This is a genomic window from Neptunicoccus sediminis, from assembly GCF_001719615.1.
Classification (GTDB): domain Bacteria; phylum Pseudomonadota; class Alphaproteobacteria; order Rhodobacterales; family Rhodobacteraceae; genus Amylibacter; species Amylibacter sediminis.
The window spans coordinates 257,199-282,207 of record NZ_MDVX01000008.1; the positions used below are offsets into that span (position 1 = coordinate 257,199).

The following is a 25,009-nucleotide window of genomic DNA, read 5'->3' on the forward strand; positions in this document are numbered from 1 at the left end:
GCCTTGATTCCTTAATATTTCCTCTACCACCCGGAGATTATCCTCCGTCAGCGACACCCGCCTGTGCAAAGGTTGCCATGCCGGAGTGACAGTCGAGCGCCGCCTTCAGCACACCGATTGCCAGTGCAGCGCCCGACCCTTCGCCCAGCCGTAACCCTAAGGAAAGTAATGGTTCTTTACCAATTTCCTGCAACACCTGTACGTGGCCTGCTTCGCGGGACTGGTGGCCCGCGACAGCGTGATCCAACGCGCCTTTGCAAGCGGTTTCCAGACAGGCAGCAGCGGCTGTGCAGATAAATCCGTCGATTATTACGGGTATTTTATGGAAACGCGCGGCGGCAATCGCCCCTGCCATCGCCGCCAGCTCCCGTCCGCCCAGACAGCGCAGCGCCTCCAGACCGTTGCCCTTTGCCTGTGGATTGGCGGCCAGACCTTCAACCACCACCTGCGCCTTGAGCGTCAAACCCGCGTCATCCACACCCGTGCCGCGACCGACCCAATCCGCAGCGCTGCCACCAAACAGTGCAGTGCAAATCGCCGCGCCGGAGGTGGTGTTTCCGATGCCCATTTCACCAGCGACAAACAAATCCGCTGCAGGATCGACCGCCTTCCAGCCCGTCGCCAGCGCCGAGACGGTTTCTGCCTCGCTCATGGCGGGTCCGGCGCTGAAATCCGCAGTCGGCGTGTCAAGATCAAGCGCGATCACGTCAAGACTGGCCCCGACCGAGGCGCAAAGCTGGTTAATCGCGGCGCCACCGTGTTGAAAATTCAGCACCATCTGGGCTGTCACCTCAGCGGGAAACGCGGAAACACCCCGAGCCGCAACCCCGTGATTTCCGGCAAATACAACCACTTGCGGGTTTTCAATCCGGGGCGCTGCATCCCCGCGCCAGCCCGCATACCAGATTGCCAGATCCTCAAGCCGCCCCAAGGCCCCCGGTGGTTTGGTTAAATGACTATCGCGATCCTGCGCCGCTTCAATCGCGGAACCATCCGGCCCGCCGGCCTGCTCCAGAAGGGCCTGAAACTCTGCAAGGCTGGAAAAAGGTTGTGTCATAGGTCTGTTGTCCCCGAATACGCCCGTTCGTGGCGGAAGCTTTGTTGTCTGGCGCTGTGTTTACCCATAAATTCCGCGCTGTAACACCGGATTCGCGAAGGCATATTCCCTATGAACGACATACGCAGCACAGGGTTTGCGAAACCCGATCTCGACCCGGTAGACATTGCCGCCGCTTTTACCCTTCTGACCCGCATCCCCCTGCCCGTTAACCACGTTCGCGCCGGAGAGCGGGCGGGTCAGGCGGCTTGGGCCTATCCTTTTGTCGGGGCGGTGCTGGGGTTGATAGCAGGGGCAATCGCCATCGCCTTGTATTGGATCGGGGTTCCAACGGGCATCGCTGCGGCCTGTGGGCTGGGTGCGCTTATGCTGATGACGGGGGCTTTGCACGAAGACGGTATTGCCGATTGCGCCGACGGTTTTGGCGGCGGTGCGACCCCTGCCCGCCGGTTGGATATTATGAAAGACAGCCGGATCGGAGCCTTTGGCGCGGCGGCGCTGATCGTGGTTTTGCTGGCGCGATGGTCCGGCTATGGCATTGTTATCGAAGGAAACTGGCTGGCTGCTTTTAGTGCGGCGGGCGCAGTCAGCCGGCTGCCGATGGTTCTGGTTATGTATGCCATGCCGCTGGCACGGCCGGACGGTTTTGCGGCCAGAGTCGGGATGATTACCGCGCCGACCGCTCTTATCGCCACCGCGCTGGCGCTGCTTGTCACGGTACTGTGTCTTGGCTTGATGGCGATACCGCTGATGCTGGTGGCGGTCCTGTCCTGTCTGCCGCTCTGCTGGCTCGCGTGGCGGCGGATCGGGGGATATAGCGGCGACGTGCTGGGCGGGTGCCAGCAAATCGCAGAGATCGCCGCGCTGGCTTTTTTAAGCGCGATTTTATAGTTAATCGCCGCTGGCCGCTTCCAAAGCGAGCGGGAACTGCAATTCAAACAGCGACAGGTCCGAACTGGTGCCAACCGACAGGCGGATACAGCGGTTTTGTGGTGCCACAAACGGCATCCGCACGAAAATATCCCGCGCGACAAGCTGATCCAGAACCGCCTTGGCATAGGCCGCATCCTGCCCGCAATCAATCGCGACAAAGTTGGTGGCGGAGGGCACCACAGACAGCCCCTGCTCTGCCGCGATTCCTTCGATCCGCTTGCGCCCCTGCGCTACGCTATTCACGGTTTGTTGCAAATACCGCTGGTCCTGAACGGCGGCAAGCGCACCGGCCTGACTGATCCGGCTAAGCCCGAAATGGTTGCGGATTTTATTAAAGCTGGTGATCAGATCCGCCTGCCCGATGCCATAGCCGATCCGCGCGCCTGCCATGCCGTAAGCCTTTGAAAAGGTTCGCATCCGGATAACGCGGCGGTCCTCGGTATTAAGGGCAGGCGCATGGCCGTCCGGGGCAAATTCGATATAGGCTTCATCCAGAATGAACAAGCAGTTTTCCGGCACCGCATCAATCGCAGCCTGAATAACTTCGGCACTATGGACGGTGCCCATCGGGTTATCGGGATTGGACAAATAGACCAGCCGCGCGCCGACCTCTGCCGCCGTTTCCATTAATGCTACGGGGTCTTCGTAATCGCCTTTGAAGGGCACCGTGACCAGTTCCCCGCCAAATCCAGCAACGTGATAGTTGAATGTGGGATAGGCCCCTTCAGAGGTCACAACTTTCACCCCCGGCTCCACAAACATCCGCGCGATATAGCCGAGCAGCCCGTCGATCCCTTCCCCGACGATGATGTTTTCCGGCTCAATAGCGTGCAGCCTGCCCAGCGCCTGTTTCAGATCATAGCTCTCGGCGTCGCCGTATTGCCAGACCTCACCGGCGGCTTTGGTCATGGCAGCGATGGCGTGAGGGCTCGGCCCGAAGACATTCTCATTCGCGCCCAAGCGTGCCGCAAAACTGCGCCCGCGGGCCCGTTCTTGCGTCTCGGGTCCGACGAACGGCACCGCCGATGGCAGGGTCTCTACGAGTTTCGTGTACATCGGGCCGTTCATGGCTGTCTCCTCATTCAGAGCTTAATTTTGTCTGCTGCTGTTCAACACTATCACCGGGATGCCCACAAGCCCAAGCCGTTGCAACGCAGGTAACTTCGGCCGGTTTAAGCTGCAATTTTCCAACATTGCAGCCGCCTGCGGGCGAGAGGTCAAATCCAACTCTCGCAGCTGTGACCAACACCTGTTCTTGACGATCCGCGCAAGCAGCCTACCTGATATAGTGTTGAAACCGACAAATTGGGTGGCTGGATATGAAACCGATACGTTTGAAAGATTTCACAAACCGAATAAATACCGCAAAACGGGTACGGCCTGTACTGGATTTGCGAAAGCTGAATTTGACCCATGCTGCGCCAGTAGAGAACGACAGACCGTTCCTGACCTTCTGGCATGATCCGGCAACAGGAACCCTGATGCCGAGCCTAGGCACCGCCCGTTAACAGAATTGGGTAGCTGCTCTTACCCTTTGGGCTTTGGTTGCATGTTTCTGCCTCACAGACGCAACCCGCAGGCGTTTTTCGCCGCGCTGCCCTGACTGACCCCGGCCTATGAGCCGGGGTATTTTTTGGCGAAACCGATTAGCCGAGCGCGGCAACCCGATCAAAGGCCGCTTGCAGAGTGTCCTGTTCAACACCTGCGGCCTCCAGACGGTCGCGGTTCTCGGCCACTACAGCTTCGGGCGCATTGGCCACGAATTTTTCGTTTGCCAGCTTGCCTTTTAACCCACCGATTTCCTTGCCGAGCTTGTCGATTGCCTTTTGCAGACGGGCTTTTTCTTCTTCGATGTCAATGACATCGGCCAGTGGCAGGCAGAAAGACCCGCCCTCTACCGGCAATGTCACCGCACCCTTGGGTGCTTCATCAGCCGAGGTCAGTTCGGAAATCCGCGCCAGACGCATGATCATCGGCAGGTTCCGGTCGAGCGCCGCCTTACCCGCATCATCCAGTGCCAGTTGCACCATCGGAATTTTCGCACCGGCATTGACCCGCATTTCGGATCGCACCGAACGCACCTGTTCGATCAGACCGATCACCCAATTCATTTCCCGATCCGCCGCTGCGTCGACCAGTTCCGCGCCATAGGTCGGCCAGTCAGCATGGATCAACATTTTCTGCCGCTCGGCAATATCGCCCCAAAGCTGCTCGGTGATGAATGGCATAATCGGGTGCAACAGGATCAGACATTGATCCAGCGTCCATGAAAGGGTCGCCTTGGTTTCCGCCTTGGCAGCCTCGTCATCGCCCTGCAAAAGCGGCTTGGACAATTCCACATACCAATCACAAACCTTGCCCCAGACAAAGGCGTAAAGCCCGTTGGCCGCGTCGTTAAACCGGTATTGTTCCAGCGCAGTATCAACCACTTCGCGCACTTTGGCCGTTTCGCCCACAATCCATTTGTTCAGCGTTTGCTCGACCTTGGCGGGGTCGAAATCCGGCTGTGGCGTGGCTTCGTTGAATTCTGCAAAACGGGCCGCGTTCCACAGTTTGGTCCCAAAGTTCCGGTTGCCTTTCACACGGTCCACCGACAGTTTCAACGTCCCGCCCAAAGCGGCCATTGAGGTCATGGTAAAGCGCAGCGCGTCGGCACCGAATTCGTCGATCAGATCCAGAGGGTCCACCACATTGCCGAGCGTTTTGGACATTTTCACGCCCTTCTCGTCCCGCACAAGCGCGTGCAAGTATATGGTATCAAATGGAATTTCCTTCACCACCTCAAGCTGCATCATCATCATCCGCGCCACCCAGAAAAACAGGATGTCAAAGCCGGTGATCAACGTTGATGTCGGGAAATACCGCTTCAGTTCCTCGGTGTCATTGGGCCAGCCGAGCGTCCCGATTGGCCAGAGACCGGAGGAAAACCACGTATCGAGCACGTCCGGATCGCGCCAGACCGGCACCGCTCCGGTCAGGCCCAGAGGCCCGCCAGGGGTGACGTTTTCGGGTTCTTCATCCACCAGCAGAACCGTGCCGCCGTAGTATTCCATCGTCTGGTTGGTCAGATCGGATTCATTGGCCGCACAGAATTCCTTCCAAGGCGCCTCCGGAATGATCTGGCCGTTTTCCATCCGCGGTCCGTACCAGACGGGGATCTGATGACCCCACCACAACTGGCGGGAAATACACCACGGTTCGATGTTTTCCATCCAGTGATAATACACCTTCTTGTCTCGCTCCGGCAGGATGCGGACAGTTCCGTCCTTCACCTTTTCCAGTGCCGGAACGGCCAGTTTGGCCGCGTCCACATACCACTGGTCGGTCAGCATCGGTTCCATAACCACTTTGGAGCGGTCACAGAACGGCTGCATGATCTTCTTGTCTTCCACTTCGATCATCAGACCTTCGGCATCAATATCCGCGATCACCGCCTTGCGCGCCGCGAACCGGTCCATCCCGCGATAGGCGTCGGGCACCAGATTGATCTGCTCCACATCCGCCTCGGTGAATTCCGCGCCTTTGGCAAGTTCGCCGGCACGTTCTGCTGCCTCGGCGTAGGGCATACCGTCGTCCCGCATCCGCGCCTTGGTGTCCATCAAACGGTAAAGCGGAATATTGTTGCGCTTGGCCACGCCATAATCGTTCGCGTCATGGGCCCCGGTGATTTTCACCGCGCCAGAGCCGAATTCCGGATCGGGGTAATCGTCAGTGACGATCGGGATCAGGCGGCGGTGCTCTTTCGGGCCAACCGGAATTTCGCACAGCTTGCCAACGATCGGCGCGTAGCGTTCGTCTTTGGTGTGCACCGCAACCGCACCGTCCCCCAGCATGGTTTCAGGCCGCGTGGTCGCAATAGAAATATAGTCCCGCGTTTCCCGCAGGGTGACGTTTCCGTCTTCGTCTTTTTCAACGTATTCATAGGTTTCGCCGCCCGCCAGCGGGTATTTGAAGTGCCACATATGGCCGTCGATTTCGATATTCTCGACTTCCAGATCGGAAATGGCAGTTTCAAAATGGGGGTCCCAGTTCACCAGCCGTTTGCCGCGATAAATCAGGCCCTTGTTGTAAAGATCGACGAAGACTTTCAGCACCGCATCATGGAAATTCTTATCCATCGTAAAGGCGTTGCGTTCCCAATCTGCCGAGGCGCCAAGGCGTTTCAGCTGGGAAATAATGGTGCCGCCTTTTTCGTCCTTCCATGCATGCACACGCTGCAAAAACGCATCGCGGCCCATTTCGGCGCGGGTCGGCCCGCCTTCGGCGGCAAGCTGTTTTTCAACCTGCAACTGGGTGGCGATCCCCGCGTGGTCCTGTCCGGGCTGCCAGAGCGTATCGAACCCGCGCATGCGGTGCCAACGGACCAGAATATCCTGCAAAGTGTTGTTGAACGCATGGCCCACGTGCAGGGCGCCCGTCACATTGGGCGGTGGAATCATGATAGTGAAGGCTTCGTCGCGGGATTTATTGGCTCCCGCGCGGAAGGCCCCTGCCTTTTCCCATTTCTCGAAAATTGCCGCCTCGGATTTGGCCGCATCAAAATTCTTTTCCATCGCCATAGGTTCAGTCCCGCCTAAAAGTCATCGCCACCTTCTAACCAGCCCTTGGCCAAAGGAAAACCCCAAGAAAGTGCTGTTTGCGCCTGTAATCGCTGGGGTCAGAGCCGGAACAACCGCCCCGGTCCCGGCACCCTGCGCCCTGCCAGATGGGCCAGATGCCACGCCAGCGCAGAGTTGCTGGAAATCACCGGCTTTCCGATCCGCGCCTCGGCCTGTTCGATAATGTTGAACGCACGCAGATTGGTGCAAGAGGCAAAGACCAGATCGCAATCGCCCTGACCCAGTTGCTCAACCGCTTTCAGAACCGAGGATTCCGCGATCCGCGCCACGACTTTTTCGCGCCCCTCTTCAAAGCTGGCAAAACCAGTGATGGCAAAACCGTTATCTTCCAACAACTTGCGCATCGCCGCCGATACATCTGCCACATAGGGTGTCAGGAACCCGATCTTTTTTGCGCCGAGCGCACGGCAGGCGGCCATGACCGCGCTCATCGGATTTGTCACAGGAACACCTGCATGGGCTGTGTGAACACAGGCGGCGACTCGGTCCTCTCCGATAATCGTCGCGCCCGAGGTACAGCCGTAGCCGATCGCCCCGAAGGACACACCCTGTGGCAGAAGCGCCGCGCTTGCCGGCAGGTCCGCCTCCATTTGCGCCAGTGTTTCGGGGGTCACATCCGCCTGACTGGGCAAACGGCTGTGATAAACCGGCACTTTTGCGGGTCCGAAAACGCCTGACAGCTCCGGCTCCATCGTTTCATCGGTGGACAGGACAATCAGGCCCAGCGCCGCATTATCCCCGTATCCCTGATCCGTTTCAAACTGCTGCGCCATCGGTGTCCCTACTCTGCTGTATCAGATCACCGGCAGCGCACGCGGTGCGCGCTGCGTCAGCAGCACGGGTGCGGAATTGGTGATCAGGATGTTTTCTTCGGCAACCATCATACGGGTTTCATCCAGCATTAGCGAGGGTTCCAGCGTCAAAACCATCCCCGCCTGCAATTCCGTATGGTCATGGGCCGCAATAGAAGGCCATTCCGTCAATTGCATCCCGAGCCCATGGCCGAACCGCCCTACATCGGATCCGCCGCTTAGCACGCCCTGCATCGCCGCGAAGAGATCAGCCATCGTTTTTCCTGCCTGCGCCATATCAAATGCAGCTTCGGTGGCATCCCAAAGACGTGCATGGGCCGCGCGGGCTGCGGCATTGGCGGTTCCGATGGCAAAGTTGCGGTCGAAGTCGCAGAAGTACCCCTTCAGGCTGGCCCCTGTGTCGAGCATCAGAACATCCCCTTGCGCCAGTGGGGTTTCATCGGGTGGCGAGATCACATCCGTGTAGCCGCCCGGCCCTGCGCCGCCCACCAGATAGGGCGTTTCTTCCGCGCCTTCTTCCAGCAGGGCGATGCGAAAGCGGCGAAAAACTTCGGACAGGGCTGTGCCTGATTGCGCAAATTCCGGTACGCGGGCGAAGGCGCGGGAACCAATCTGGCAGATGTCTTTCAAAATCGCGATTTCCGCATCCGATTTTACCATCCGCAGGGATTTTATCAGCGGGGTGCAATCGGCAAATTCTGCTTTCAGGGAGGTTTTGAGCATTTGGAAATCGGTTAAGGGCATCCGCAGACTGGATTCCTCACCCATCGGCAGGCCGATTCTGCGGTATGGGGAAAGCGCATCAACCAGCAGGCTGATGCCTTCGTCAAATCCGCGCGGGCTGGGCCAACTGCGAATATCCTTGACCCATGTGCGCCCCATCAGGTCAGCACCGATGGCAGGAATGATGGCAACGGGCGCGCCGGACTGGGGCAGGATGACAAACCACGGGCGGGTCGGGCTTTGCCAGAACAGGCTGCGGAATCCGGTGAAGTAACGAACCTCGGGCTCTGTGGTTAACAGGATCGCGTCAAAGTCTGCCGCTGCCATAAGGATCTGGGCCGGTGCAAGACGGGCCTCAAATTCGGCAGCGGGAAAGTCAGTCATCCGCCGCATCTTCCGACAGGATCACCAGCACCCGCGCCTGTGCGCCAAGCTGCGTCGCATCCGTCACAACGCCTGCGAAACCTGCACCGCCCGAGGGCGATGTGTGCAGGCCGACAGCTTCCAGCTGCTGTATTTTCTCTGCAACATCATCGTCTTCCAGCGTCACAAACCCGTCCGCATCCTGCGCCAGCGCCTTGAGTGCGAGGTGTGAGGGTTCCTTGCAATCAAGCCGCCCCATGTTAGAGGCAGGCCCCTGTGTTGCTACGGGTTTTCCGGCACGGATGCTTTCCTGCAAGGCGGGGGCAGCCGTGGGTTCGACCACAGTGATCTGAACGGAATCATCCCAGTGATGCCGCAAGGACGCAGCTACGGCCGCTGCCAATCCGCCAACGCCCGCTTGCAAATAAACATGGCTGGGTGGTGCATCGTTTGCTGCTTCGTATTGCGCGACCATCTCTGCGCTCAGCGCCAGATACCCCTCCATCACATCTTTGCCCGAGGTGTCCTCCGCCCATGTGCTATCCGACAACAGCCGCCATCCGTTGTCCTGCGCGGCTTTGGCGGCGGCGGCCATGCTCGCCTCGTAATCCTCCCCTTCGATCACCACCTCGGCCCCTTTGTCGCGCAGTCGCTGGGCGAACCCGGATGGCACGGTTTGGGCCAGATAGATCACCGCCCGCGCCCCGAAAACCCGGGCACCCGCAGCCACCGACAGGCCGTGGTTTCCGGCGCTTGCTGTGACAAAAACCTGACCGTCCAGCGCTGTTTTTGCCCGCTGGGGATCGAAAACCGACTCTCCGGCCTTTTCATAGGCGGTTTTGGCGATCGCAAACGCCGCCCCGAGCGCCTTGAAACTGCCTAGCCCCATACGCGGACGTTCATCCTTAATATACAGGCTTTGGATACCCAGCCTGTTGGCCAGTTCCTGCGCGTTCACCAATGGCGTTTCGGCGTGGGCCGGACATTGGCTGAGCAGCTTGAGAACAAGATGGTCATCTATTGTGATCTGGCCTTCCGCCAGACCGGATTGCGGGGGCAGGCCCTTGGACCGCCAGGGATTCGCGAGATATGTCATGGCGCAAATCTGCGCCGAAACCTGAAAGGCCGATAGTCCTAAAGCGGCATTCCGTCGTCATTTTCCTTTCTGTTGGGAATGGATTCCTCCCGCTACACGGGATTATGCCACGTGTTCACGGCTTTGGATCAGGGGCGCATTTTCAGAAAGTTTACGCCGCAGCAACTGCAACATCTGATGCCCGCTTTCCTGTCCCGGCGCGCCGGTTTCCATGCGCCTGAAGAACCGCCGCGCCTGTTGGGTCAATTCGCGGTCGCGGGCAGTCTGGCCCACGCTGTCCACGAATTGCGCACAATACCGCAACTGTGCGCGGTCCCCTTCGGGCAAGGCTGTCTCTAGAATTTTACGTATTCGGTCCAGATCATCAAACAGCGCCTGCCGGTCCAGATCATCAAACAGCGCCTGCCGGTCCAGATCCACAGCATCATCGGTGTCGCCCTCCGCCGGTTGCACGGGATAGGCCTGCCCGGTTCGATGCGCTGCCAACACTGCCACGATGCGGTCCTGAAAATTCGCCAGACTGCGGATCGGTTTGGTCAGGAACCCCTGCGCCCCGGCCGCTATCACGCTTGCCTCTATCCCGTCGCTGTCATCCCCGCTAAGAGCGATTATTATCTGCTCTGGCCGGTTCTGTGCGGACAAGTCGCGAATCAGGTCCAGCCCCGAACCATCCGGCAGACCCAGATCCACGATAACCAGATCCGGTTTATACAGTTTGAGGTGGCTGTACGCGGATTTCACGCAATCCGCGCGACGCAACCGCGCCCCGCTGCGCAAAGCCATCAGGCGCACTGCTTCGGAACAGAATCTGCTGTCTTCGGCCAGAAGGATCGTCACCCCCATCAGGGGCCTGCTGCGGGCGAAATTGGCGGTGAAGGGATCTACATCATGTGGCATGGCTGCCCCCGGATTGTTGCAAGGAACTCCCCCTATGGAACCTCAAATGTGCTAACAGTTTCCTAATAAATGTAAGGTTTTCGTAAAACCTGCCGGCACCGCGTGCGGATGCGCCCTTTGTCGCGTTGCCAAAACCCGACCTTCGCGCCATATCTGACGAACGGGTATAGAGGAGACTATGATGATTGGACGTTTGAACCACGTGGCGATTGCCGTGCCGGATCTGGAAGCAGCCTGTGCGCAATACCGCGATACGCTCGGGGCGAATGTGGGCGCGCCGCAGGACGAACCGGATCACGGGGTTACGGTTGTATTTATCGAACTGCCCAACACCAAGGTTGAATTGCTCTACCCGCTGGGCGAAAATTCTCCCATTCAGGGGTTTCTTGACAAGAACCCTGCCGGCGGCATCCATCATATCTGCTACGAAGTGGACGATATTCTTGCGGCGCGGGACCGGCTGCAAGCCAGCGGAGCACGGGTTCTGGGCAGCGGCGAGCCAAAGATCGGCGCCCATGGCAAACCGGTTCTCTTCCTGCACCCCAAAGACTTCACCGGAACTCTTGTTGAACTGGAACAAATCTAGATGACAATCGGCGCAGCACTCGTTCTTTATGCAGTGGTCTGGTTTATGACCCTGTTCATTGTCCTTCCCATCCGGCTCAAGAGTCAGACGGAAGACGGTCCGGTGGTCAAAGGCACCCCGCCCTCTGCCCCTGCGGACCCGCAGCTTGGCAAACGGGCGTTGATTGTGACCGGCATATCTGTGGTGATCTGGCTTGGCGTGATGGCGATCATCGTGTCGGGCGTCATTTCGCTTGAGATGTTTGATTTTTATGACGGGATCAAAGGCGGACATTACTAAAGCCCGCCGATCCGCGCTCTGTCAGGTGGCCTTGCCGGACTGTAGTAGTTTCAGGGCGGCGGCGTGCAGCGCGGGACCCCCTGCGGCGACGACCTGCCCCCCCATATGGGCCGGTCCGCCCTGCCAGTCAGTGACCACACCACCGGCGGCCTTGATCACGGCCAGCGGACCCTGAATATCATAGGCGTTCAGTTGCGCCTCAACCACCAGATCAATCTGCCCCGCCGCAAGCAGCGCGTAGGCGTAGCAATCCATCCCGTAGCGGGCCAGTTTCACCTTGTCGCGCACACGGTTGAACGCGGCCTGCTCGTCTTTGGTGCCGACTTCGGGAAAGGTGGTGAACAGGATCGCATCCTCCAGAGACACCGAGGTCCGCACCTGCAAAGGGCGCGTTCCGGTGGCGTGCTGCCATTCTGCCAGATGGGGCGTGCCGATAAACCGTTCACCTGTAAAGGGCTGGTCGATGATGCCAATCAATGGACCATCTTCGGGGCCAACAGCAATCAACACCCCCCAAGTGGGCGTGCCGGAAATAAACCCCCGTGTTCCGTCAATGGGATCAAGCACCCAGGTCAGCCCGCTGCTGCCCGTATACGCGGCAAATTCTTCCCCGAGGATACTGTCCTGCGGCCGGTGCTGCGCCAGAAGTTCGCGCATGGTTTGTTCGATCAGACGGTCCGCCACAGTGACCGGATCAAAGTCTTTGGCCAGTTTGTTTTCGATAGCCTGCCCCGCGCCGCGAAAATACTGCAAGGCAATCGGCCGCGCCGCATCTGCAAGCAGATGGGCAACGGCAACAAGTTCTTCGTGTAAGGCGTGTGTGAGAGGGGCTGTCTTTGGCATAGGCGCGCTCGTCTGTTGGTGCGTTCGGTTAGACAAATGCGCATCTAGCGTGAAACAGAGCTGTTATCCAGCCGGATGTCTCAGCTTGCGCTGAGAACCCTGGCCAGATCAAAGAGTTTGCGCCGCTGGTTCTCGGGGATCGCATAATAAGAACGTACCAGTTCAAGCGCCTCTTTATCCGACAACAGATCGCCTTGCTGTGCTTCACCGCCAGCCTGCATTTCCACATCAAGGATGTCGTCGGATTTGTCGAACCCTTCAAAGAAAAAGCTGACCGGAACCTCCAGCGCTTCGGCAATGTCCCACAGCCGGGAGGCGCTGATCCGGTTCATGCCGGTTTCATACTTCTGGATTTGCTGGAATTTGATCCCGACCTTCGTGCCGAGCTGTTGTTGGGTCACGCCCAACATCCACCGACGGTGCCGCACCCGTTTACCTACATGAATATCAACTGGATGTTTCATTCAAAATCTCCGCTGTTCTGTCTAATGACATATCCGCTTTATCCATCCTAAAAATTGACGACGGACTCTGCTGTTTTTCAAAATAAATTTTATTATCTTTAGCTATTGGGCGACTCATCCCACATCCGCCCCCTCGAACTTTCTTTTAACGTGCTAACGCAAAATGCATACAATCTAAAGGTGATCGTTTAACATGTTCGCGGATCTGAACGCGAAAAAGCAGATTTTTTTGCATTATGCAAAAACTTTTTCGCCATTTTTTTCACTAAAAGTCTCAATTGCGCATTTATCGGGAGAGAATCCCCGTTTCACCTCTGCGCGAACTTCGTTTAGACCATAGCAGAATTTAAGGAGGAACACACGAATGCGTGCAATGCAAGTCATCCAACATCAAGACCCGCTTGATCTGCGCGAGGTCGACAAGCCGGAACCGTCCAGCGGGCAGGTGCTCATCCGTGTCGCCGCCTGTGCGTTGAACTTCGGGGATCTGCTGCTGGTCAAAGGCACCTATCAGGAAAAACCGCCCCTGCCGTTCACGCTGGGGATGGAGATTTCCGGCACGATCGAAGCGGTGGGCACAGATGTCAGCGGGCTCGCCGTGGGGCAGAAGGTCATTTCCTACATCGGGTATGGCGGCATTGCTGAATATGCGGCTGTGGATGCGGATATTTGTCTGCCGGTGCCCGATAGCATGCCGATGGTTGATGCGGCCGCCTTCCCCGTGGGGTACGGCACGGCGCATCTTGCGCTTGATCACCGCGCAAGGATGCAACCGGGCGAAAGACTGTTGGTGCTTGGGGCATCGGGTGGTGTTGGATTGACGGCGGTAGAACTTGGCAAGCTGATGGGCGCCGAGGTCATTGCGGTGGCGCGGGGGGCAGAAAAGCTCGCCATTGCCAAAGCCGCCGGTGCCGATCACCTGATTGATTCCGATGACGGCGACCTGCGTGACAGGGTCAAGGCGCTGGGCGGGGCCGATGTGGTCTACGATCCGGTGGGCGGTGATCTGTTCAATCAGGCCCTGCGCGCCACCAATCCCGAAGGCCGCCTGATCCCGCTCGGCTTTGCCTCTGGCGAGGTGCCGCAAATTCCCGCCAACATCCTTTTGGTGAAGAACCTGACGGTAATCGGCTATTATTGGGGGGGATATTCCAAAACCAACCCTGCGGTGCTGAACGACAGTCTTGCAAAACTGCTGGACTGGTACGCGGCGGGCAAGATCAAACCCCACGTCAGCCACACCTTGCCGATGGAACAGGCCAATGAAGGTCTGGAACTGCTGCGCGCCCGCAAAGCGACGGGCAAGGTTGTCATAACCATCGCGTGAATTGCAAAGGGGGCGCCACATCCGCCCCCTTATTCCCCTAAAGGGACGACAGGGTTATTCGGCAGCCCGGATCCGTCGCGCCGGTTCTACGCTGCAACAATATTCCTCCCGCACCACTTCTGCGAGCAGCGGTGCCATCTCGTTGCGGCTGGCCGGCGCAATCATCATGTTGATCTGGAACTCCGGCAAATCGGGCAATGCGCCCTGCGGGATCGCCTCCAGATAGGGGGGCGCTGTCCCTTGCAACCGCGCCTGCACCGCCAGATCCGCACTTAGCGATGCCTCCACCGTCATGGAGGACATGGATTCCACCACCATTTCCCAAGGGATCTGCGCCTCATCCAGCGCTCTGAGCGCGATGGGGCGAAAGATACACTGGGATTCAAACGCAATCCGCAAAGGCCGTTCTTTCCACGTGGTTCCCCCCGGCGCCCCGTACCAGACGAGATCAAGACTGGCGAGCCGGATCGAATCTTCTGCACCGCCGGTTTCTGTTGTGAGGATGACATCACACTCTCCGGCCTCAAACTGGCGTTTCAACTCGGACGTGTAGCAGGACACCATTTTTACCTTCACCTTGGGATAGGCCGTGGAAAACCGCTTTAGCACTTTGGGAATATGGGGATAGACAATGTCATGGGGCACACCGAACACGATTTCGCCCTCAAATTTCTGATCGGTCATCCGGTTCCACGCTTCGTCATTTAACGCCAGCAGACGCCGCCCGTAGCTTAGCAACACCTCCCCCTGCGCGGTGGGGGTCACGCTGCGATTGGCCCGGTCAAGCAGGCTCTGCCCCAAGGATTCCTCCAGCCGTTTCAACTGCATAGAAACCGCAGACTGGGTCAGGTTCAACTGCGCCGCCGCCCGCGTGACGCCGCCGGTATCCGCCACAGCAACAAAGCTGCGCAACGCGGTCAGATCCAGATTTCGCACCATATCAAATTCCTTGATGTTAACAGACACAAACATTCGTTTCTCAAATAGGTACCCCTATGCGAGATTCTTATCAAGAAGTTTGATGAAAACCGGATTTCATATCCGAAACTCGAAAGGATAATTCAATGGCTTACACAGTAACCCCCCTGCCCCGCGCAGCCACCCGTCGTACCGGATTATTGCGTCGTATTAAAAACGCCCTGCGCCTGCGCCGCCAGCGATTGCACCTCCTGCGGCTGACCGATGCCCAGTTGCGCGACATCGGCCTGACCCGCACCCAAGTCGAAGCCGAGGCCCGCCGTAGCCCCTGGGACGCGCCAAGCCACTGGAAAGGGTGATCCCCGCGCAACCAAGATGAAAATTGTGCTGCTCTAGGTCTAACAGCACAATTTTCAACGGGTTTCTCTTGAATTATTGGTCCATCCCACCGATATTCTCTGTAACCCTTCCGGAATTCTCGGTGGGACGTTCAACAGATTTTCGAGGAGAAAACCAAATGGCACAATACGAGACAGTCCGCCGCGCAGGTGTGGGTGTCGAAGCAACCCAGATTGACGCAGGGTTGCGCGCGCATATGAACAAAGTTTACGCCCTGATGGGTGTCGCGATGTTCATTACCGGCATCGTCGCCTATTTCGTCGGCACGGATTTTGCACGTGCCGTGAACGGCGAAGAAACACTGATCTTCCCTGTCGCCATGCTTCAGGCCATGTTCAGCAGCCCGATCAAATACGTCATTATGTTCGCTCCGCTGGCCGTGGTCTTCGCCTTTGGCGCAATGATCAACAAGATGTCTCTGGGCACCGCACAACTGGTGTTCTGGGGCTTTTCCGCCCTGATGGGTCTGTCGATTTCGTGGATTTTCGCGGTTTACACCGGCTTTTCCATCGCACAGATCTTCTTTGTGACAGCCATCGCTTTTGCGTCCCTGTCGCTTTGGGGCTACACCACGAAGAAAGACATCTCCGGCTGGGGCAGCTTCCTGTTCATGGGTCTGATCGGCATTATCGTTGCGATGATCCTGAACATCTTCCTGCAATCCCCTGCCATTATGTTCGCAATCAACGCGATCGGTGTGCTGATCTTTGCGGGTCTGACAGCCTATGACACGCAGAACATCAAGAACACCTACCTTGCCCACGCCCACCACGGCGACAACGAATGGCTTGGTAAATCCGCGATCATGGGCGCATTGGGCCTGTATCTGAACTTCCTGAACATGTTCATGATGCTGCTCGCCCTGTTTGGCAATCGCGAATAATCGCAGCCGACAGGATTGCTAACCGGACAACAGCCGGGGCCACTGGCCCCGGTTTTTTTATGAGCCATTGCTGAATATGTGAAGGAGCCGAACATGAAACTGGTCATTCTGACAGGTGCGGGAATTTCTGCCGAAAGCGGCCTTGGCACATTTCGCGATGCAGGTGGGCTGTGGGAGAAATACCCCATCGAACAGGTCGCCACCCCCGAAGGCTTTGCGGCTGATCCAGCGCTGGTACATGAATTCTACAACGCCCGCCGCGCCAACTGTTTGACCTCTGCCCCGAACGCTGCGCATGACGCGCTGGCGCGACTGGAAGGCACACTCGGGAATGACATGCTGATCGTCACGCAGAATGTGGACGATTTGCACGAACGGGCGGGCAGTCGGTCTGTCTGGCACATGCACGGCGCCCTTAACCGCGCGAAATGCGCTGTTTGCGATCATAGCTGGAACGCACCGGCCAAGATGCACCCCGACGACCCCTGCCCGGATTGCAACACAGCAGCCACCCGTCCGGATGTGGTCTGGTTCGGGGAAATGCCTTATTTCATGGAAGATATTTACGACCGGCTGCATCGCGCAGACCTGTTCGTGTCTATCGGCACCTCGGGCAATGTCTATCCCGCTGCCGGTTTCGTTCAGGAGGCCGCCGCCGCAGGCGCGCGCACGCTGGAACTAAACCTCGAACCCTCGCTCGGCGCGTCCAGCTTTGACGAAAGCCGCAACGGCCCTGCCAGCCAGATTGTACCGGAATGGGTAGACAGCCTACTTCGCGGCTAGGCTAGGCCGTCACCCTGTTGGGCATGTCTTCACCGGCGAAAAACGTCCGCAGGTTTTCCACCGCCATCAGCCCCATATCCGTGCGCACATCAAGCGCCGCCGTGCCCAGATGGGGCAGCAAGGACACGTTCTTCAACCGGCGCAGCGCCTCTGGCACCTGCGGCTCGTTTTCATAAACGTCCAGACCTGCGCCACCGATGCTGCCCGATTCCAACGCCGCGATCAAAGCTGCCTCGTCCACCACATCGCCCCGCGCCGTGTTCACCAGAACACCGTGAGGTTTCATCGCCGCCAGTTCTTCTGCTCCGATCATATGCTGGTTGGTCGCGCCACCCGGCACAGACAGCGACACCACGTCCGCCGCCGCCATCACCTCGGCCACAGAGCCAAGCTGACGGGCAGGCACACCACAATTCGCAACGGTCGAGCGGTTGTAAAACACCACATCCATTCCAAACCCGTAGTGGCAGCGTTTTGCAATCGCCTTACCGATCCGCCCCATGCCGATCACCCCAAGGGTTTTGCCACTGACATGCAGACCAAGATACTGGGTCGGATGCCAGCCCTGCCAGCTACCATCCCGTACAGCGGCCTCGGCCTCGCTCGCCCGCCGTGCGGTCATCAACATCAGCAGAACCGCAATATCTGCGGTCGCATCCGTCACCGCTCCGGGCGTGTTGGAGACAACGATGCCCGCCGCCTCTGCCGCTGTTACATCGATATGGTTATACCCCACACCGAAATTTGCCAGAACACGCGCTCTTGCACCGCGGCCCAGAACATCCGCGCCAAGCGGATCGCCCAGCGTCGGCAAAACCCCGTCATAGGCACCCAAAACCGCAGCCATCTCGCCCTTGTCGAGCGGCAGCGTCTCTTTGCGCACCGTCAACTCAAAATGCCGCGCCGCTTCTTCCAGAACCTTCTCCGGCAGAGGCCGTGTCACGAATACTTGTGGCAAGTCAGCCATCTTCAATGTTCCTCAAATACTCAAAATTAACAAGGTCGCAGTGCAGGTTACACCTAATGCAACCGCCCGCCCGCAGGCACAGTCTGGTCGGGCCGCACCAACACGACCTCTCCATTGGCATCCGGCACGCCCAGCACCAGAACCTCGGACATCACCGGCCCGATCTGGCGCGGCGGGAAGTTCACGACCGCCATGACTTGCGTCCCCACCAACGTTTCCGGCGTGTAATGGGCGGTGATCTGTGCCGAAGATTTCTTCTCCCCCAGCTCTCCGCCGAAATCCACCCAAAGTTTGAGCGCCGGTTTACGGGCTTCGGGGAAGGGTTCGGCGCGAGTGATGACACCAACACGCACGTCTACCTTTATGAAATCGTCAAAACTGATGTTATCGTCCCGTTGATCGCTCATTTCGCCAGCTCCCGACTGCGGTCTGCTGCGGCTTTGACGCCACGGCGCAACAGGGGCGGAAAGCCGGTTTCCGCGTCCATCAGCACCTCCAGTGCAGCGGCTGTTGTACCCGCGGGCGAGGTCACATTGCGCCGCAATTGCGCGGGATCTTCCTCGGCTTGTTCTGCCAGTGCGCCGGCCCCGGCAACTGTGGCGCGCGCCAGTTTCAGGGATAGCGCCCCACTCAGCCCTTCGGCTTCGCCTGCCGCAGCAAGGGTTTCTATCAGGTGGAACACATAGGCCGGACCGGAGCCGGACACAGCCGTTACCGCATCCATCTGGCCCTCGTCCTCCAGTCGGACAGTCTGTCCCACCGCTTGCAGCAGGTTTTCTGCCATCTGCATATCCGCCTCAGAGATATTTGCGTTTCCGATCAAGGCGGTAATCCCCTTGGACACCGCTGCGGGTGTGTTCGGCATCGCGCGGATAATCGGGGTTTTATCCCCCAGAACCGCCTCAAACGCGGCAATCGGCGTACCAGCCGCCACAGAGATGAAGACAGTGCTGCCATTGCCCATCGCCTGCAAACGGGGCAAGGCATCGCCCATCATCTGCGGCTTGACCGCCACGATACAAACCGCGGGTGCGGGGGGCAAATCACCGTTCACGCCGACACCGTCAGCCTGCAACGCCTGCACCCAGTCAGAGGGGGACGGATCAAGAATTGTAACAGACGGCGGTTTTACCCCCTGGGACAACCAGCCCTGCAACATGGCAGAGCCCATTTTACCGCAGCCAAGCAGCACAAGACCGCCCGTATTCACACGTTCTAAAGTCACGTTTCCAACCCTCTCAAAGTCCCGCCGATTCAGGGCGGACCTTGGGGGATGACCATAGGGAAATCAAGCCCGACTCGCAGGCCCTGTCACCACATTTGCCTCAGGCGCGGCCGTAGGCTTGCGACATGGCAATGTCCATCGCCCGTTCGACAGTTTCATCGCCCCAGCAGATCAACTGAAAGGCGGGATAGAACCGCTCGCAGGCCATTACTGCCGCTGACAGCATCTGGTCCACTTGCTCGGGTGCTGCGGACACGCCGCCCCCCAGCATCAGACCGTAACGGTAAACCATCAGTTGCTGTTCATCCCAGAGAGAGAAAGACCCCGCCCAGCATTTGTCGTTGGCCGCATTCATTGCCTGAAACAATGCGGGTAGTTTGTCCTGAGGCGGTGCCATTTCAAACGAACATAGCATCCGTAAGGTTTCATCGTAATCGGACCACGCCAGTGTGATGGAATAGGTGCGCCACGCCCCTTCGATCGCCATAGCGATCTGGTCTTCGGCCACACGGTCAAACGCCCAATCGTAATGTTCGGCCAGTGTTTCGACCACATCGATTGGATGCATTTCACCGCTATCAAGATAATGCTCTGTGCTTGTCATGCCTGCTGCCTTCTTGGTTGCCCATCCGGTACACGCCACACCTAGTAGTAGGCTCTGGCGCTAGGTTTACGGATTTTTTCCGCTTTCCTTACAAGATATGGTGTAAGCAATCCGGCGGCATGTAAAGAAAAAACTTGGCAACAGCCCCGTTCCATCCCCAGCTAATCCCGTCTTATCCACAGAAAAACGACAAAGCCCCCCGTTTTTGGCGGAGGGCTCGTCAAATTTTTACGAACGGCGGACCAGCAGCACGTGGCGCGAATCCTATCCGGCACTTGGCAGTTCGTAGACACCGCCGTTGGCCTTGGACCATTCCAGCGGCGCATTCAGGAACGCCTCAACCTGATCCAGCGTTTTATCGTCGAAGTTGCCCTGTGCGCGGGCCACCTTAAGCACATCCCACCACGTCACCAGATAGTGCAGCTTCAGCCCGTTTTCCGCCAGCATTTCATGGGTGTTCTTGAAGATGTCATAGTAAAACACCACCAAAGTGTGATCACAGGTAGCACCCGCCTTGCGGATCGCCTCGGCAAAGCGCAGTTTGGAGCCGCCGTCGGTGGTCAGATCCTCCACCAGCAGCACCCGCTGACCTTCGGAAATATCCCCTTCGATTTGCGCATCACGCCCGTAACCCTTTGGTTTCTTGCGCACATATTGCATCGGCAGGGCCATACGCTCGGCAATCCAGGCCGCAAAAGGAATGCCCGCGGTTTCCCCACCTGCGGCTGCGTCGAACTGCTCAAAGCCCACATCGCGGTAGAGCGTGGCCACGGCGAAATCCATCAGCGCGCTGCGGATATGGGGATAGGAAATCAGCTTGCGGCAGTCGATATACACCGGAGAGGCCAGCCCGCTGGCAAAGGTATAGGGTTCGTCCGCGCGGAAATTGACTGCCTTGATTTCCAGCAGCATCTTGGCTGCCAGTTCGGCCATCGCGTCTTTGTCGATAAAACTGTTGGAAAACATGTGCAGCACTCCTTGGATCGCAAGTGACCCGCTCTTAGAACAAGAGCGCCCGCAAGAAAAGCACAAGCCGCGGTCTGCGGGCAAAAAATGCACGGTTTTGCGGCAAACTGCGGCACAAGCCCCTGTCCCGTCCCGCCCAACAGGATTGAGCCACCCAGCAATCCCCGCTACACCGCCTGTATGAACAGGCTTATCTGGCACCCGAAAGCAACGTTAACGGATTTTGACGGCGTCACCCTGACTGCGGCGCAGGCTGCGGCTGTGCCAGCGGCACGCCAAGGCGATCCTGCCGCCCCCGCCCGTGCTATGGCCGGGTTCTTTCAGGCACTGGATGCTGGTCTGTCGCCGGTGATCGGACCGCCCGTAGACGCCCCTGATCTGGCAGATCACTTTTTCACCCTGACAGGGGGCAGCAGCGGCCCGCCCAAGGTGATCCGGCGCAGCGCTGCCAGTTGGGAGCATTCCATTGCTGTGCTTGCTGCGCGGCTCGGCCTTGGGCCGGATGCGCGGGTTGGTGTTTTCGGGGATCTCACCTATTCCCTCTCGCTCTATGCTGCGGTTGAAGCCCTGTGCTGCGGGGCGCATCTGCATTTCCTGCCGCGCCGCGGATTGGCGGCACGGGGCATCACCCATCTTTACGCCACCCCGACACAGTTGCGCCTGATCCGCCAGATCGCGCCCGATGTAACCCATGTCATCAGCGGTGGTGGTCCGTTTGATCCGGCAACAGCAGCGCATGTGGCAACGGTTTTGCCCAACGCGCAGGTCTGGCGGTTTTACGGCGCGGCAGAGACCAGTTTCATCACGCTTGCCGACAGCTCTACCCCCGAAAACGCGGTTGGCGCCGCCTTTCCCGGTGTCGAAATTGAAATCCGCGATTCTCAGGGTCAGCCCTGTCAGTCCGGCGCTGAGGGTCTGGTCTGGGTGCGCAGCCCGATGCTGTTCACGGAATACGCCTGCGAGAGCAGCAGCAGCACACGGGTCCAAGACGGTTGGATCACAGTCGGAGAGATCGGCAGGCTAGAATCGGACGGTTTTCTATGTCTGACAGGGCGACAGGATCGTATCCTCACCATTGCCGATACGTCGGTGTCGCTCGATCAACTGGAAATCGGCCTGATCACCGCTGGTGCAACGGCCGCTGCGGTTTTGCCGGTGCCAGATCCCCTGCGCGGCTACATCCTGCACGGATTTGTTGAGGGCGCGGTCCCCTGTCCGGCCGCGCTGAAAACCCTGACCAGCCTGCCCGAATTGCCCCGCCTTGCCTCTGGCAAACCGGATTACCGCGCTTTGGAGCGCCTGCTGCCATGAGCCAAGCCTACATCATCGCCGGATACCGCAGCGCGGTCGCCCCTGAAAACGGCGCCTTTGCGCGATTGGATCTGCACGAACTGGCAGCGCCGGTGTTGCAGGCCTGTCTTGCCGACTGTCCTTGCGATGTTGACGAAGTTATCCTGTCTAATGCTCTTTATGGGGGTGGTAATCCCGCACGGCTCGCCGCTCTTGCGGCCGGTCTGCCGGAAACAGTGGCGGGCCTGTCCATCGACCGGCAGTGCGCGGGCGGGCTTGATGCGGTGCTGCTGGCAGCGCGGCTGGTGCAATCCGGCGCGGCGCGGGCGGTTCTGGCGGGCGGTGCCGAAAGCCATTCCCGCCGCCCTCTGCGCTTGCGTACCGATCCGGATGGCGGGCCGCCTGTTGCCTATGACCGCCCGCCCTTCAGCCCCTTTGCAGAACGCGATCCCGACCTCCATGAAAGCGCCGCACGGCTGGCAGCGCGACTTGGGATCTCCCGCGCCGAACAGGACCGCTTTGCGGTGCAAAGCCACGCAAAGGCCCGCGCCGCCGCTGACCGGTTGGGACAAGAGATTCTACCGATAAACGGATTGGACAGGGATGCCTTCACCCGTGACCTGTCAGCCAAAACAGCCGCCCGTGTGCCGCAGATCACCGGCAGCCTGAGCGCGGCAAACACCGCTGTCAAAGCGGATGCGGCGGCCTTTGTTCTGGTGGTGGACGAAACGCTGGCCGCTGCTGTGAACGGGACAAAACCGGCCCGCATAGCCGGCGGCATCACACTTGGGGCCGCACCGGAAACCCCTGCGACGGCGCCAATCGCAGCCATGCGCACGGCACTGCATCAGGCAAGAGTTAACGCAGCGGCGCTGGTCTGTAGCGAGGTTATGGAAGCCTACGCAGTGCAGGCCATTGCCTGTCAGCAGGCGGCAGGGCTTGATCCTGAAACGATGAACCGCGGCGGCGGTGCTTTGGCGCGGGGGCATCCTATCGGCGCGTCAGGCGCAATCAATGCGGTGCGGTTGTTTCACGAATTACAGCAGACCGGCGGCACAGGTCTGGCCGCAATTGCTGCAGCGGGCGGATTGGGCACCGCCCTGCTGCTAGAGGTGTAAGCCTCAGGCGCGGGACATAACCGCCCGTGGACGCGCCTTGTAGATCGTGCCGGTGATGGCCCCTGCAACAACAGCCTTGACCAGATCACCCGGAATAAACGGGATCATCGCAGTCGCAATTGCATCCGGCAGACCGGCGCCGGTCATCGCCATGTAATACGGCACAGCGATCAGGTAGAGCACACCGATCCCGCCAAAGACCGATGCCACACCGGCGGCCACACCCACGCGGGCACCGCGCATCCAGCGCATCGCCAGACCCGTGGCAAATGCGGCAACCGGAAACCCGAAGAGAAAACCGGCCCACGGTGTTGTAAACACACCCAATCCACCACGACCGCCCGCAAGCAGCGGCAGGCCAAGGGCAACCAGCCCCAGAAACAGCAGCACGGCCAGCGCACCCTTACGTGCCCCCAGCATGGCCCCGCAGAGCATAATCCCCATTGATTGCGCGGTGATCGGAATCCCGCTGAGCAAAGTAACCTTCGGCACCAGCCCGAGAGCCGCAATCAGGGCCGCAAAAACGGCGATATATACAATGTTTCTTTCCATAATCTTATTCCTATTCGCGCAGACCGCCCCGCGCGCGCAGCGCCTCGGCAACCTGATCCGCATCATCCAGTGCCGACACCGCAAGGGGGGCGACGATTCGAACTCCGACCCGTCGGGGCGATCGCGCCCGCCAAGCCTCGGCCAGACGCACGCCGCGCTGACCTAACACAGGGGTAAAGCGGATCACCAAAGCAAAGGCAAGCGCTATCCGTTCCGGTGGAATACCGAACCGGCGCAGTGGCGAGAGCAACCGGATCACCAATTCCATCATGTCGCTTAACCGGCTGGTCATCGTGACGAAATTCGCAGCGCCAAACAGGAACAGCATTTGCAGCACAATCACCGCGCCTTGATGCAGACGCCCGACAAAAAAGTGGTAAACCAGAATGATCACCACAAACCATAACACCGGACGCAAGGCCCGCAGGCTCGCCCTGAAACCGGTGCGCCCGAGACTGATCCAGCATAGAACCACCAGCACAATCCCCGCAATCAGGGGTTCGAGCCGTTCAATCGGAAAAGTCACAAAGGTCAGCGCGAACAATGTAGCCAGTTTCCAGCCGACAGGGATGCGATGGGCCCAGCTTTGCCGCTCTAGTGTCAGGCTCAACATGCGCCGCGCCGCGCCATTTCGGCCTTGAAAGGCGGCAGAACCTCTGCCGGTGCGCCATCAGCTTGAACCCTGCCACCGTCAAGCCAGATCACACGGTCATAATCAGTCAGTAGTTCGGGATCATGGGTGATCATCACCAGCGATTGCGCCAGACCGTGCAACTGCCGGTGCAGCCGCGCCGACGTGGGAATATCCAACCCCGCATAGGGTTCATCCAGCAGGATCACATCCGGTTCCATCGCCAGAACCGCCATCAGGCACAGGTAATGCCGCTGCCCGCCTGACAGGGTGTAACATTGCCGATCCGCCCAATCCGCACGATCCTGTGTTTCCAGAACGCGAAGGGCCTGTGCATGGGCCTCGGCTTTGGACGCGCCAAGCTGGGTCAGTCCGAAGGCAATTTCCTCGACCACGGTGGGAAACAGGATCTGATGGTCGGGGTTCTGAAAGATCACCCCGATACCTGCCAGTGCCGCCTTGCGATCGGTGTATACATCACTGTCGCCCAGTCGCACCTTCCCGCTGTCCGGTTTGACCAGACCTGCCATCAAGCGCAGAAAGCTGGATTTACCTGCGCCGTTCTGCCCGATAACCCCGATGCGCCGCTCTTCCAGCACCAGAGAGGCCGGTCCGAAGACCTGCCGCCCGTCCAGCGTCAGGGAGACATCGTCAAAGGTGATGGAGGCCACGGA

At 59.0% G+C, this 25,009-nt stretch carries 28 protein-coding genes; 10 read left to right on the plus strand and 18 right to left on the minus strand.

All coding sequences use genetic code 11. The features are described from left to right. Positions 1 to 37: 37 nt before the first annotated feature. On the minus strand, positions 38 to 1,057 hold the full coding sequence (cobT, locus tag BFV97_RS10050; protein WP_069300219.1) for a nicotinate-nucleotide--dimethylbenzimidazole phosphoribosyltransferase: 1,020 nt from the start codon (positions 1,055 to 1,057) through the stop codon (positions 38 to 40). 111 nt (positions 1,058 to 1,168) lie between these two features. Between cobT and BFV97_RS10055 the strand changes: the two genes are divergently transcribed. Then, positions 1,169 to 1,948, plus strand: a complete 780-nt coding sequence (locus BFV97_RS10055; RefSeq protein WP_069300220.1) for an adenosylcobinamide-GDP ribazoletransferase — start codon at positions 1,169 to 1,171, stop codon at positions 1,946 to 1,948. Here the strand turns inward: BFV97_RS10055 and BFV97_RS10060 are convergent, their stop codons facing one another. Continuing rightward, positions 1,949 to 3,058: a pyridoxal phosphate-dependent aminotransferase gene (locus BFV97_RS10060; protein ID WP_069300221.1), complete on the minus strand. Its 1,110-nt coding sequence runs from the start codon at positions 3,056 to 3,058 to the stop codon at positions 1,949 to 1,951. Positions 3,059 to 3,309: 251 nt separating this feature from the next. Here BFV97_RS10060 and BFV97_RS18760 point away from each other — a divergent pair, with 251 nt between their 5' ends. Continuing rightward, complete coding sequence (locus BFV97_RS18760) at positions 3,310 to 3,498, plus strand: hypothetical protein (RefSeq protein WP_157888308.1); 189 nt, start codon at positions 3,310 to 3,312, stop codon at positions 3,496 to 3,498. Positions 3,499 to 3,636: 138 nt separating this feature from the next. Here the strand turns inward: BFV97_RS18760 and BFV97_RS10065 are convergent, their stop codons facing one another. The 5 genes from BFV97_RS10065 to BFV97_RS10085 all read right to left on the minus strand — a co-directional run bounded on the left by BFV97_RS10065 (position 3,637) and on the right by BFV97_RS10085 (position 10,500). Then, a complete protein-coding gene (locus tag BFV97_RS10065; RefSeq protein WP_069300222.1) occupies positions 3,637 to 6,549 on the minus strand; it encodes a valine--tRNA ligase in 2,913 nt (970 codons plus the stop codon). A 98-nt stretch (positions 6,550 to 6,647) separates the two neighbouring features. Continuing rightward, entirely contained in the window at positions 6,648 to 7,382 is a 735-nt protein-coding gene (locus BFV97_RS10070) for a maleate cis-trans isomerase family protein (RefSeq protein ID WP_069300223.1), read from the minus strand. A 21-nt stretch (positions 7,383 to 7,403) separates the two neighbouring features. Further along, the gene (locus tag BFV97_RS10075) at positions 7,404 to 8,528 is read right to left on the minus strand and encodes a M24 family metallopeptidase (RefSeq protein WP_069300297.1); all 1,125 of its coding nucleotides are present in this window, start codon (positions 8,526 to 8,528) and stop codon (positions 7,404 to 7,406) included. Then, positions 8,521 to 9,603, minus strand: coding sequence for a pyridoxal-phosphate dependent enzyme (locus BFV97_RS10080; RefSeq protein WP_069300224.1), 1,083 nt, complete (start codon positions 9,601 to 9,603; stop codon positions 8,521 to 8,523). The genes BFV97_RS10075 and BFV97_RS10080 overlap by 8 nt, the downstream gene beginning before the upstream one ends. A gap of 102 nt (positions 9,604 to 9,705) precedes the next feature. Continuing rightward, positions 9,706 to 10,500 (minus strand): response regulator, encoded by a 795-nt coding sequence (locus BFV97_RS10085; RefSeq protein ID WP_069300225.1) that lies wholly within the window; start codon positions 10,498 to 10,500, stop codon positions 9,706 to 9,708. A 181-nt stretch (positions 10,501 to 10,681) separates the two neighbouring features. Here BFV97_RS10085 and mce point away from each other — a divergent pair, with 181 nt between their 5' ends. Both mce and BFV97_RS10095 read left to right on the plus strand, forming a co-directional pair. Further along, positions 10,682 to 11,086: a methylmalonyl-CoA epimerase gene (gene mce, locus BFV97_RS10090; RefSeq protein ID WP_069300226.1), complete on the plus strand. Its 405-nt coding sequence runs from the start codon at positions 10,682 to 10,684 to the stop codon at positions 11,084 to 11,086. Further along, positions 11,087 to 11,365, plus strand: coding sequence for a DUF1467 family protein (locus BFV97_RS10095; RefSeq protein WP_069300227.1), 279 nt, complete (start codon positions 11,087 to 11,089; stop codon positions 11,363 to 11,365). Positions 11,366 to 11,386: 21 nt separating this feature from the next. Here the strand turns inward: BFV97_RS10095 and BFV97_RS10100 are convergent, their stop codons facing one another. Together BFV97_RS10100 and BFV97_RS10105 are read right to left on the minus strand one after the other, a co-directional pair. Further along, positions 11,387 to 12,208, minus strand: coding sequence for an inositol monophosphatase family protein (locus BFV97_RS10100; RefSeq protein WP_069300228.1), 822 nt, complete (start codon positions 12,206 to 12,208; stop codon positions 11,387 to 11,389). An 80-nt stretch (positions 12,209 to 12,288) separates the two neighbouring features. Next, the gene (locus BFV97_RS10105) at positions 12,289 to 12,672 is read right to left on the minus strand and encodes a helix-turn-helix domain-containing protein (RefSeq protein WP_069300229.1); all 384 of its coding nucleotides are present in this window, start codon (positions 12,670 to 12,672) and stop codon (positions 12,289 to 12,291) included. A gap of 364 nt (positions 12,673 to 13,036) precedes the next feature. On the opposite strand from BFV97_RS10105, the gene BFV97_RS10110 reads away from it, so the two are divergent. Then, the gene (locus BFV97_RS10110) at positions 13,037 to 13,999 is read left to right on the plus strand and encodes an NADPH:quinone oxidoreductase family protein (RefSeq protein WP_069300230.1); all 963 of its coding nucleotides are present in this window, start codon (positions 13,037 to 13,039) and stop codon (positions 13,997 to 13,999) included. Between the two features lie 54 nt (positions 14,000 to 14,053). Here BFV97_RS10110 and BFV97_RS10115 read toward each other — a convergent pair whose 3' ends face one another. Continuing rightward, positions 14,054 to 14,938 carry a LysR family transcriptional regulator gene (locus BFV97_RS10115; protein ID WP_108721669.1) on the minus strand — a complete coding sequence of 295 codons (885 nt, stop codon included), beginning with the start codon at positions 14,936 to 14,938 and terminating at the stop codon, positions 14,054 to 14,056. A gap of 125 nt (positions 14,939 to 15,063) precedes the next feature. On the opposite strand from BFV97_RS10115, the gene BFV97_RS10120 reads away from it, so the two are divergent. The 3 genes from BFV97_RS10120 to BFV97_RS10130 all read left to right on the plus strand — a co-directional run bounded on the left by BFV97_RS10120 (position 15,064) and on the right by BFV97_RS10130 (position 16,982). After that, entirely contained in the window at positions 15,064 to 15,276 is a 213-nt protein-coding gene (locus BFV97_RS10120; protein ID WP_069300231.1) for a YjiS-like domain-containing protein, read from the plus strand. Positions 15,277 to 15,434: 158 nt separating this feature from the next. Beyond that, positions 15,435 to 16,199: a Bax inhibitor-1/YccA family protein gene (locus tag BFV97_RS10125; RefSeq protein WP_069300232.1), complete on the plus strand. Its 765-nt coding sequence runs from the start codon at positions 15,435 to 15,437 to the stop codon at positions 16,197 to 16,199. A gap of 93 nt (positions 16,200 to 16,292) precedes the next feature. Next, positions 16,293 to 16,982 (plus strand): NAD-dependent deacylase, encoded by a 690-nt coding sequence (locus BFV97_RS10130; RefSeq protein ID WP_069300233.1) that lies wholly within the window; start codon positions 16,293 to 16,295, stop codon positions 16,980 to 16,982. Between the two features lies 1 nt (position 16,983). Here the strand turns inward: BFV97_RS10130 and BFV97_RS10135 are convergent, their stop codons facing one another. The 5 genes from BFV97_RS10135 to BFV97_RS10155 all read right to left on the minus strand — a co-directional run bounded on the left by BFV97_RS10135 (position 16,984) and on the right by BFV97_RS10155 (position 20,744). After that, the gene (locus BFV97_RS10135; protein ID WP_069300234.1) at positions 16,984 to 17,949 is read right to left on the minus strand and encodes a 2-hydroxyacid dehydrogenase; all 966 of its coding nucleotides are present in this window, start codon (positions 17,947 to 17,949) and stop codon (positions 16,984 to 16,986) included. A gap of 53 nt (positions 17,950 to 18,002) precedes the next feature. Beyond that, a complete protein-coding gene (locus tag BFV97_RS10140; RefSeq protein WP_069300235.1) occupies positions 18,003 to 18,356 on the minus strand; it encodes a tRNA-binding protein in 354 nt (117 codons plus the stop codon). Beyond that, positions 18,353 to 19,174, minus strand: a complete 822-nt coding sequence (proC, locus tag BFV97_RS10145; protein WP_069300236.1) for a pyrroline-5-carboxylate reductase — start codon at positions 19,172 to 19,174, stop codon at positions 18,353 to 18,355. Before proC ends, BFV97_RS10140 begins: the two co-directional genes overlap by 4 nt. A gap of 100 nt (positions 19,175 to 19,274) precedes the next feature. Then, positions 19,275 to 19,778 (minus strand): type III secretion system chaperone family protein, encoded by a 504-nt coding sequence (locus tag BFV97_RS10150; protein ID WP_069300237.1) that lies wholly within the window; start codon positions 19,776 to 19,778, stop codon positions 19,275 to 19,277. A gap of 264 nt (positions 19,779 to 20,042) precedes the next feature. Then, positions 20,043 to 20,744, minus strand: coding sequence for an orotate phosphoribosyltransferase (locus tag BFV97_RS10155; RefSeq protein ID WP_069300238.1), 702 nt, complete (start codon positions 20,742 to 20,744; stop codon positions 20,043 to 20,045). 180 nt (positions 20,745 to 20,924) lie between these two features. Between BFV97_RS10155 and BFV97_RS10160 the strand changes: the two genes are divergently transcribed. Together BFV97_RS10160 and BFV97_RS10165 are read left to right on the plus strand one after the other, a co-directional pair. Then, entirely contained in the window at positions 20,925 to 22,055 is a 1,131-nt protein-coding gene (locus BFV97_RS10160) for an AMP-binding protein (protein ID WP_157888309.1), read from the plus strand. Continuing rightward, positions 22,052 to 23,152, plus strand: coding sequence for a thiolase family protein (locus BFV97_RS10165; RefSeq protein WP_069300240.1), 1,101 nt, complete (start codon positions 22,052 to 22,054; stop codon positions 23,150 to 23,152). Before BFV97_RS10160 ends, BFV97_RS10165 begins: the two co-directional genes overlap by 4 nt. 3 nt (positions 23,153 to 23,155) lie before the next feature. On the opposite strand, the gene BFV97_RS10170 is transcribed toward BFV97_RS10165, so the two are convergent. The 3 genes from BFV97_RS10170 to BFV97_RS10180 are packed head-to-tail and all read right to left on the minus strand — an operon-like array spanning position 23,156 to position 25,006. Next, positions 23,156 to 23,704, minus strand: a complete 549-nt coding sequence (locus BFV97_RS10170; RefSeq protein WP_069300241.1) for a biotin transporter BioY — start codon at positions 23,702 to 23,704, stop codon at positions 23,156 to 23,158. A 10-nt stretch (positions 23,705 to 23,714) separates the two neighbouring features. Next, positions 23,715 to 24,317 carry an energy-coupling factor transporter transmembrane component T family protein gene (locus BFV97_RS10175; protein WP_069300242.1) on the minus strand — a complete coding sequence of 201 codons (603 nt, stop codon included), beginning with the start codon at positions 24,315 to 24,317 and terminating at the stop codon, positions 23,715 to 23,717. Further along, complete coding sequence (locus tag BFV97_RS10180) at positions 24,311 to 25,006, minus strand: energy-coupling factor ABC transporter ATP-binding protein (RefSeq protein WP_069300243.1); 696 nt, start codon at positions 25,004 to 25,006, stop codon at positions 24,311 to 24,313. Before BFV97_RS10180 ends, BFV97_RS10175 begins: the two co-directional genes overlap by 7 nt. Positions 25,007 to 25,009: the final 3 nt, after the last annotated feature.

Coding starts and splice junctions, on each gene's coding strand:
- BFV97_RS10055 (WP_069300220.1), top strand. CDS start 1,169: ATGAACGACATACGCAGCACAGGGTTTGCGAAACCCGATCTCGACCCG.
- BFV97_RS10105 (WP_069300229.1), bottom strand. CDS start 12,672: ATGAAACATCCAGTTGATATTCATGTAGGTAAACGGGTGCGGCACCGT.
- BFV97_RS10155 (WP_069300238.1), bottom strand. CDS start 20,744: ATGTTTTCCAACAGTTTTATCGACAAAGACGCGATGGCCGAACTGGCA.
- BFV97_RS10060 (WP_069300221.1), bottom strand. CDS start 3,058: ATGAACGGCCCGATGTACACGAAACTCGTAGAGACCCTGCCATCGGCG.
- BFV97_RS10085 (WP_069300225.1), bottom strand. CDS start 10,500: ATGCCACATGATGTAGATCCCTTCACCGCCAATTTCGCCCGCAGCAGG.
- BFV97_RS10110 (WP_069300230.1), top strand. CDS start 13,037: ATGCGTGCAATGCAAGTCATCCAACATCAAGACCCGCTTGATCTGCGC.
- BFV97_RS18760 (WP_157888308.1), top strand. CDS start 3,310: ATGAAACCGATACGTTTGAAAGATTTCACAAACCGAATAAATACCGCA.
- BFV97_RS10150 (WP_069300237.1), bottom strand. CDS start 19,778: ATGACAAGCACAGAGCATTATCTTGATAGCGGTGAAATGCATCCAATC.
- BFV97_RS10125 (WP_069300232.1), top strand. CDS start 15,435: ATGGCACAATACGAGACAGTCCGCCGCGCAGGTGTGGGTGTCGAAGCA.
- BFV97_RS10100 (WP_069300228.1), bottom strand. CDS start 12,208: ATGCCAAAGACAGCCCCTCTCACACACGCCTTACACGAAGAACTTGTT.
- cobT (WP_069300219.1), bottom strand. CDS start 1,057: ATGACACAACCTTTTTCCAGCCTTGCAGAGTTTCAGGCCCTTCTGGAG.
- BFV97_RS10175 (WP_069300242.1), bottom strand. CDS start 24,317: ATGTTGAGCCTGACACTAGAGCGGCAAAGCTGGGCCCATCGCATCCCT.
- BFV97_RS10170 (WP_069300241.1), bottom strand. CDS start 23,704: ATGGAAAGAAACATTGTATATATCGCCGTTTTTGCGGCCCTGATTGCG.
- mce (WP_069300226.1), top strand. CDS start 10,682: ATGATTGGACGTTTGAACCACGTGGCGATTGCCGTGCCGGATCTGGAA.
- BFV97_RS10070 (WP_069300223.1), bottom strand. CDS start 7,382: ATGGCGCAGCAGTTTGAAACGGATCAGGGATACGGGGATAATGCGGCG.
- BFV97_RS10160 (WP_157888309.1), top strand. CDS start 20,925: ATGAACAGGCTTATCTGGCACCCGAAAGCAACGTTAACGGATTTTGAC.
- BFV97_RS10165 (WP_069300240.1), top strand. CDS start 22,052: ATGAGCCAAGCCTACATCATCGCCGGATACCGCAGCGCGGTCGCCCCT.
- BFV97_RS10080 (WP_069300224.1), bottom strand. CDS start 9,603: ATGACATATCTCGCGAATCCCTGGCGGTCCAAGGGCCTGCCCCCGCAA.
- BFV97_RS10075 (WP_069300297.1), bottom strand. CDS start 8,528: ATGACTGACTTTCCCGCTGCCGAATTTGAGGCCCGTCTTGCACCGGCC.
- BFV97_RS10120 (WP_069300231.1), top strand. CDS start 15,064: ATGGCTTACACAGTAACCCCCCTGCCCCGCGCAGCCACCCGTCGTACC.
- BFV97_RS10140 (WP_069300235.1), bottom strand. CDS start 18,356: ATGAGCGATCAACGGGACGATAACATCAGTTTTGACGATTTCATAAAG.
- BFV97_RS10130 (WP_069300233.1), top strand. CDS start 16,293: ATGAAACTGGTCATTCTGACAGGTGCGGGAATTTCTGCCGAAAGCGGC.
- BFV97_RS10095 (WP_069300227.1), top strand. CDS start 11,087: ATGACAATCGGCGCAGCACTCGTTCTTTATGCAGTGGTCTGGTTTATG.
- BFV97_RS10135 (WP_069300234.1), bottom strand. CDS start 17,949: ATGGCTGACTTGCCACAAGTATTCGTGACACGGCCTCTGCCGGAGAAG.
- BFV97_RS10115 (WP_108721669.1), bottom strand. CDS start 14,938: ATGGTGCGAAATCTGGATCTGACCGCGTTGCGCAGCTTTGTTGCTGTG.
- BFV97_RS10065 (WP_069300222.1), bottom strand. CDS start 6,549: ATGGCGATGGAAAAGAATTTTGATGCGGCCAAATCCGAGGCGGCAATT.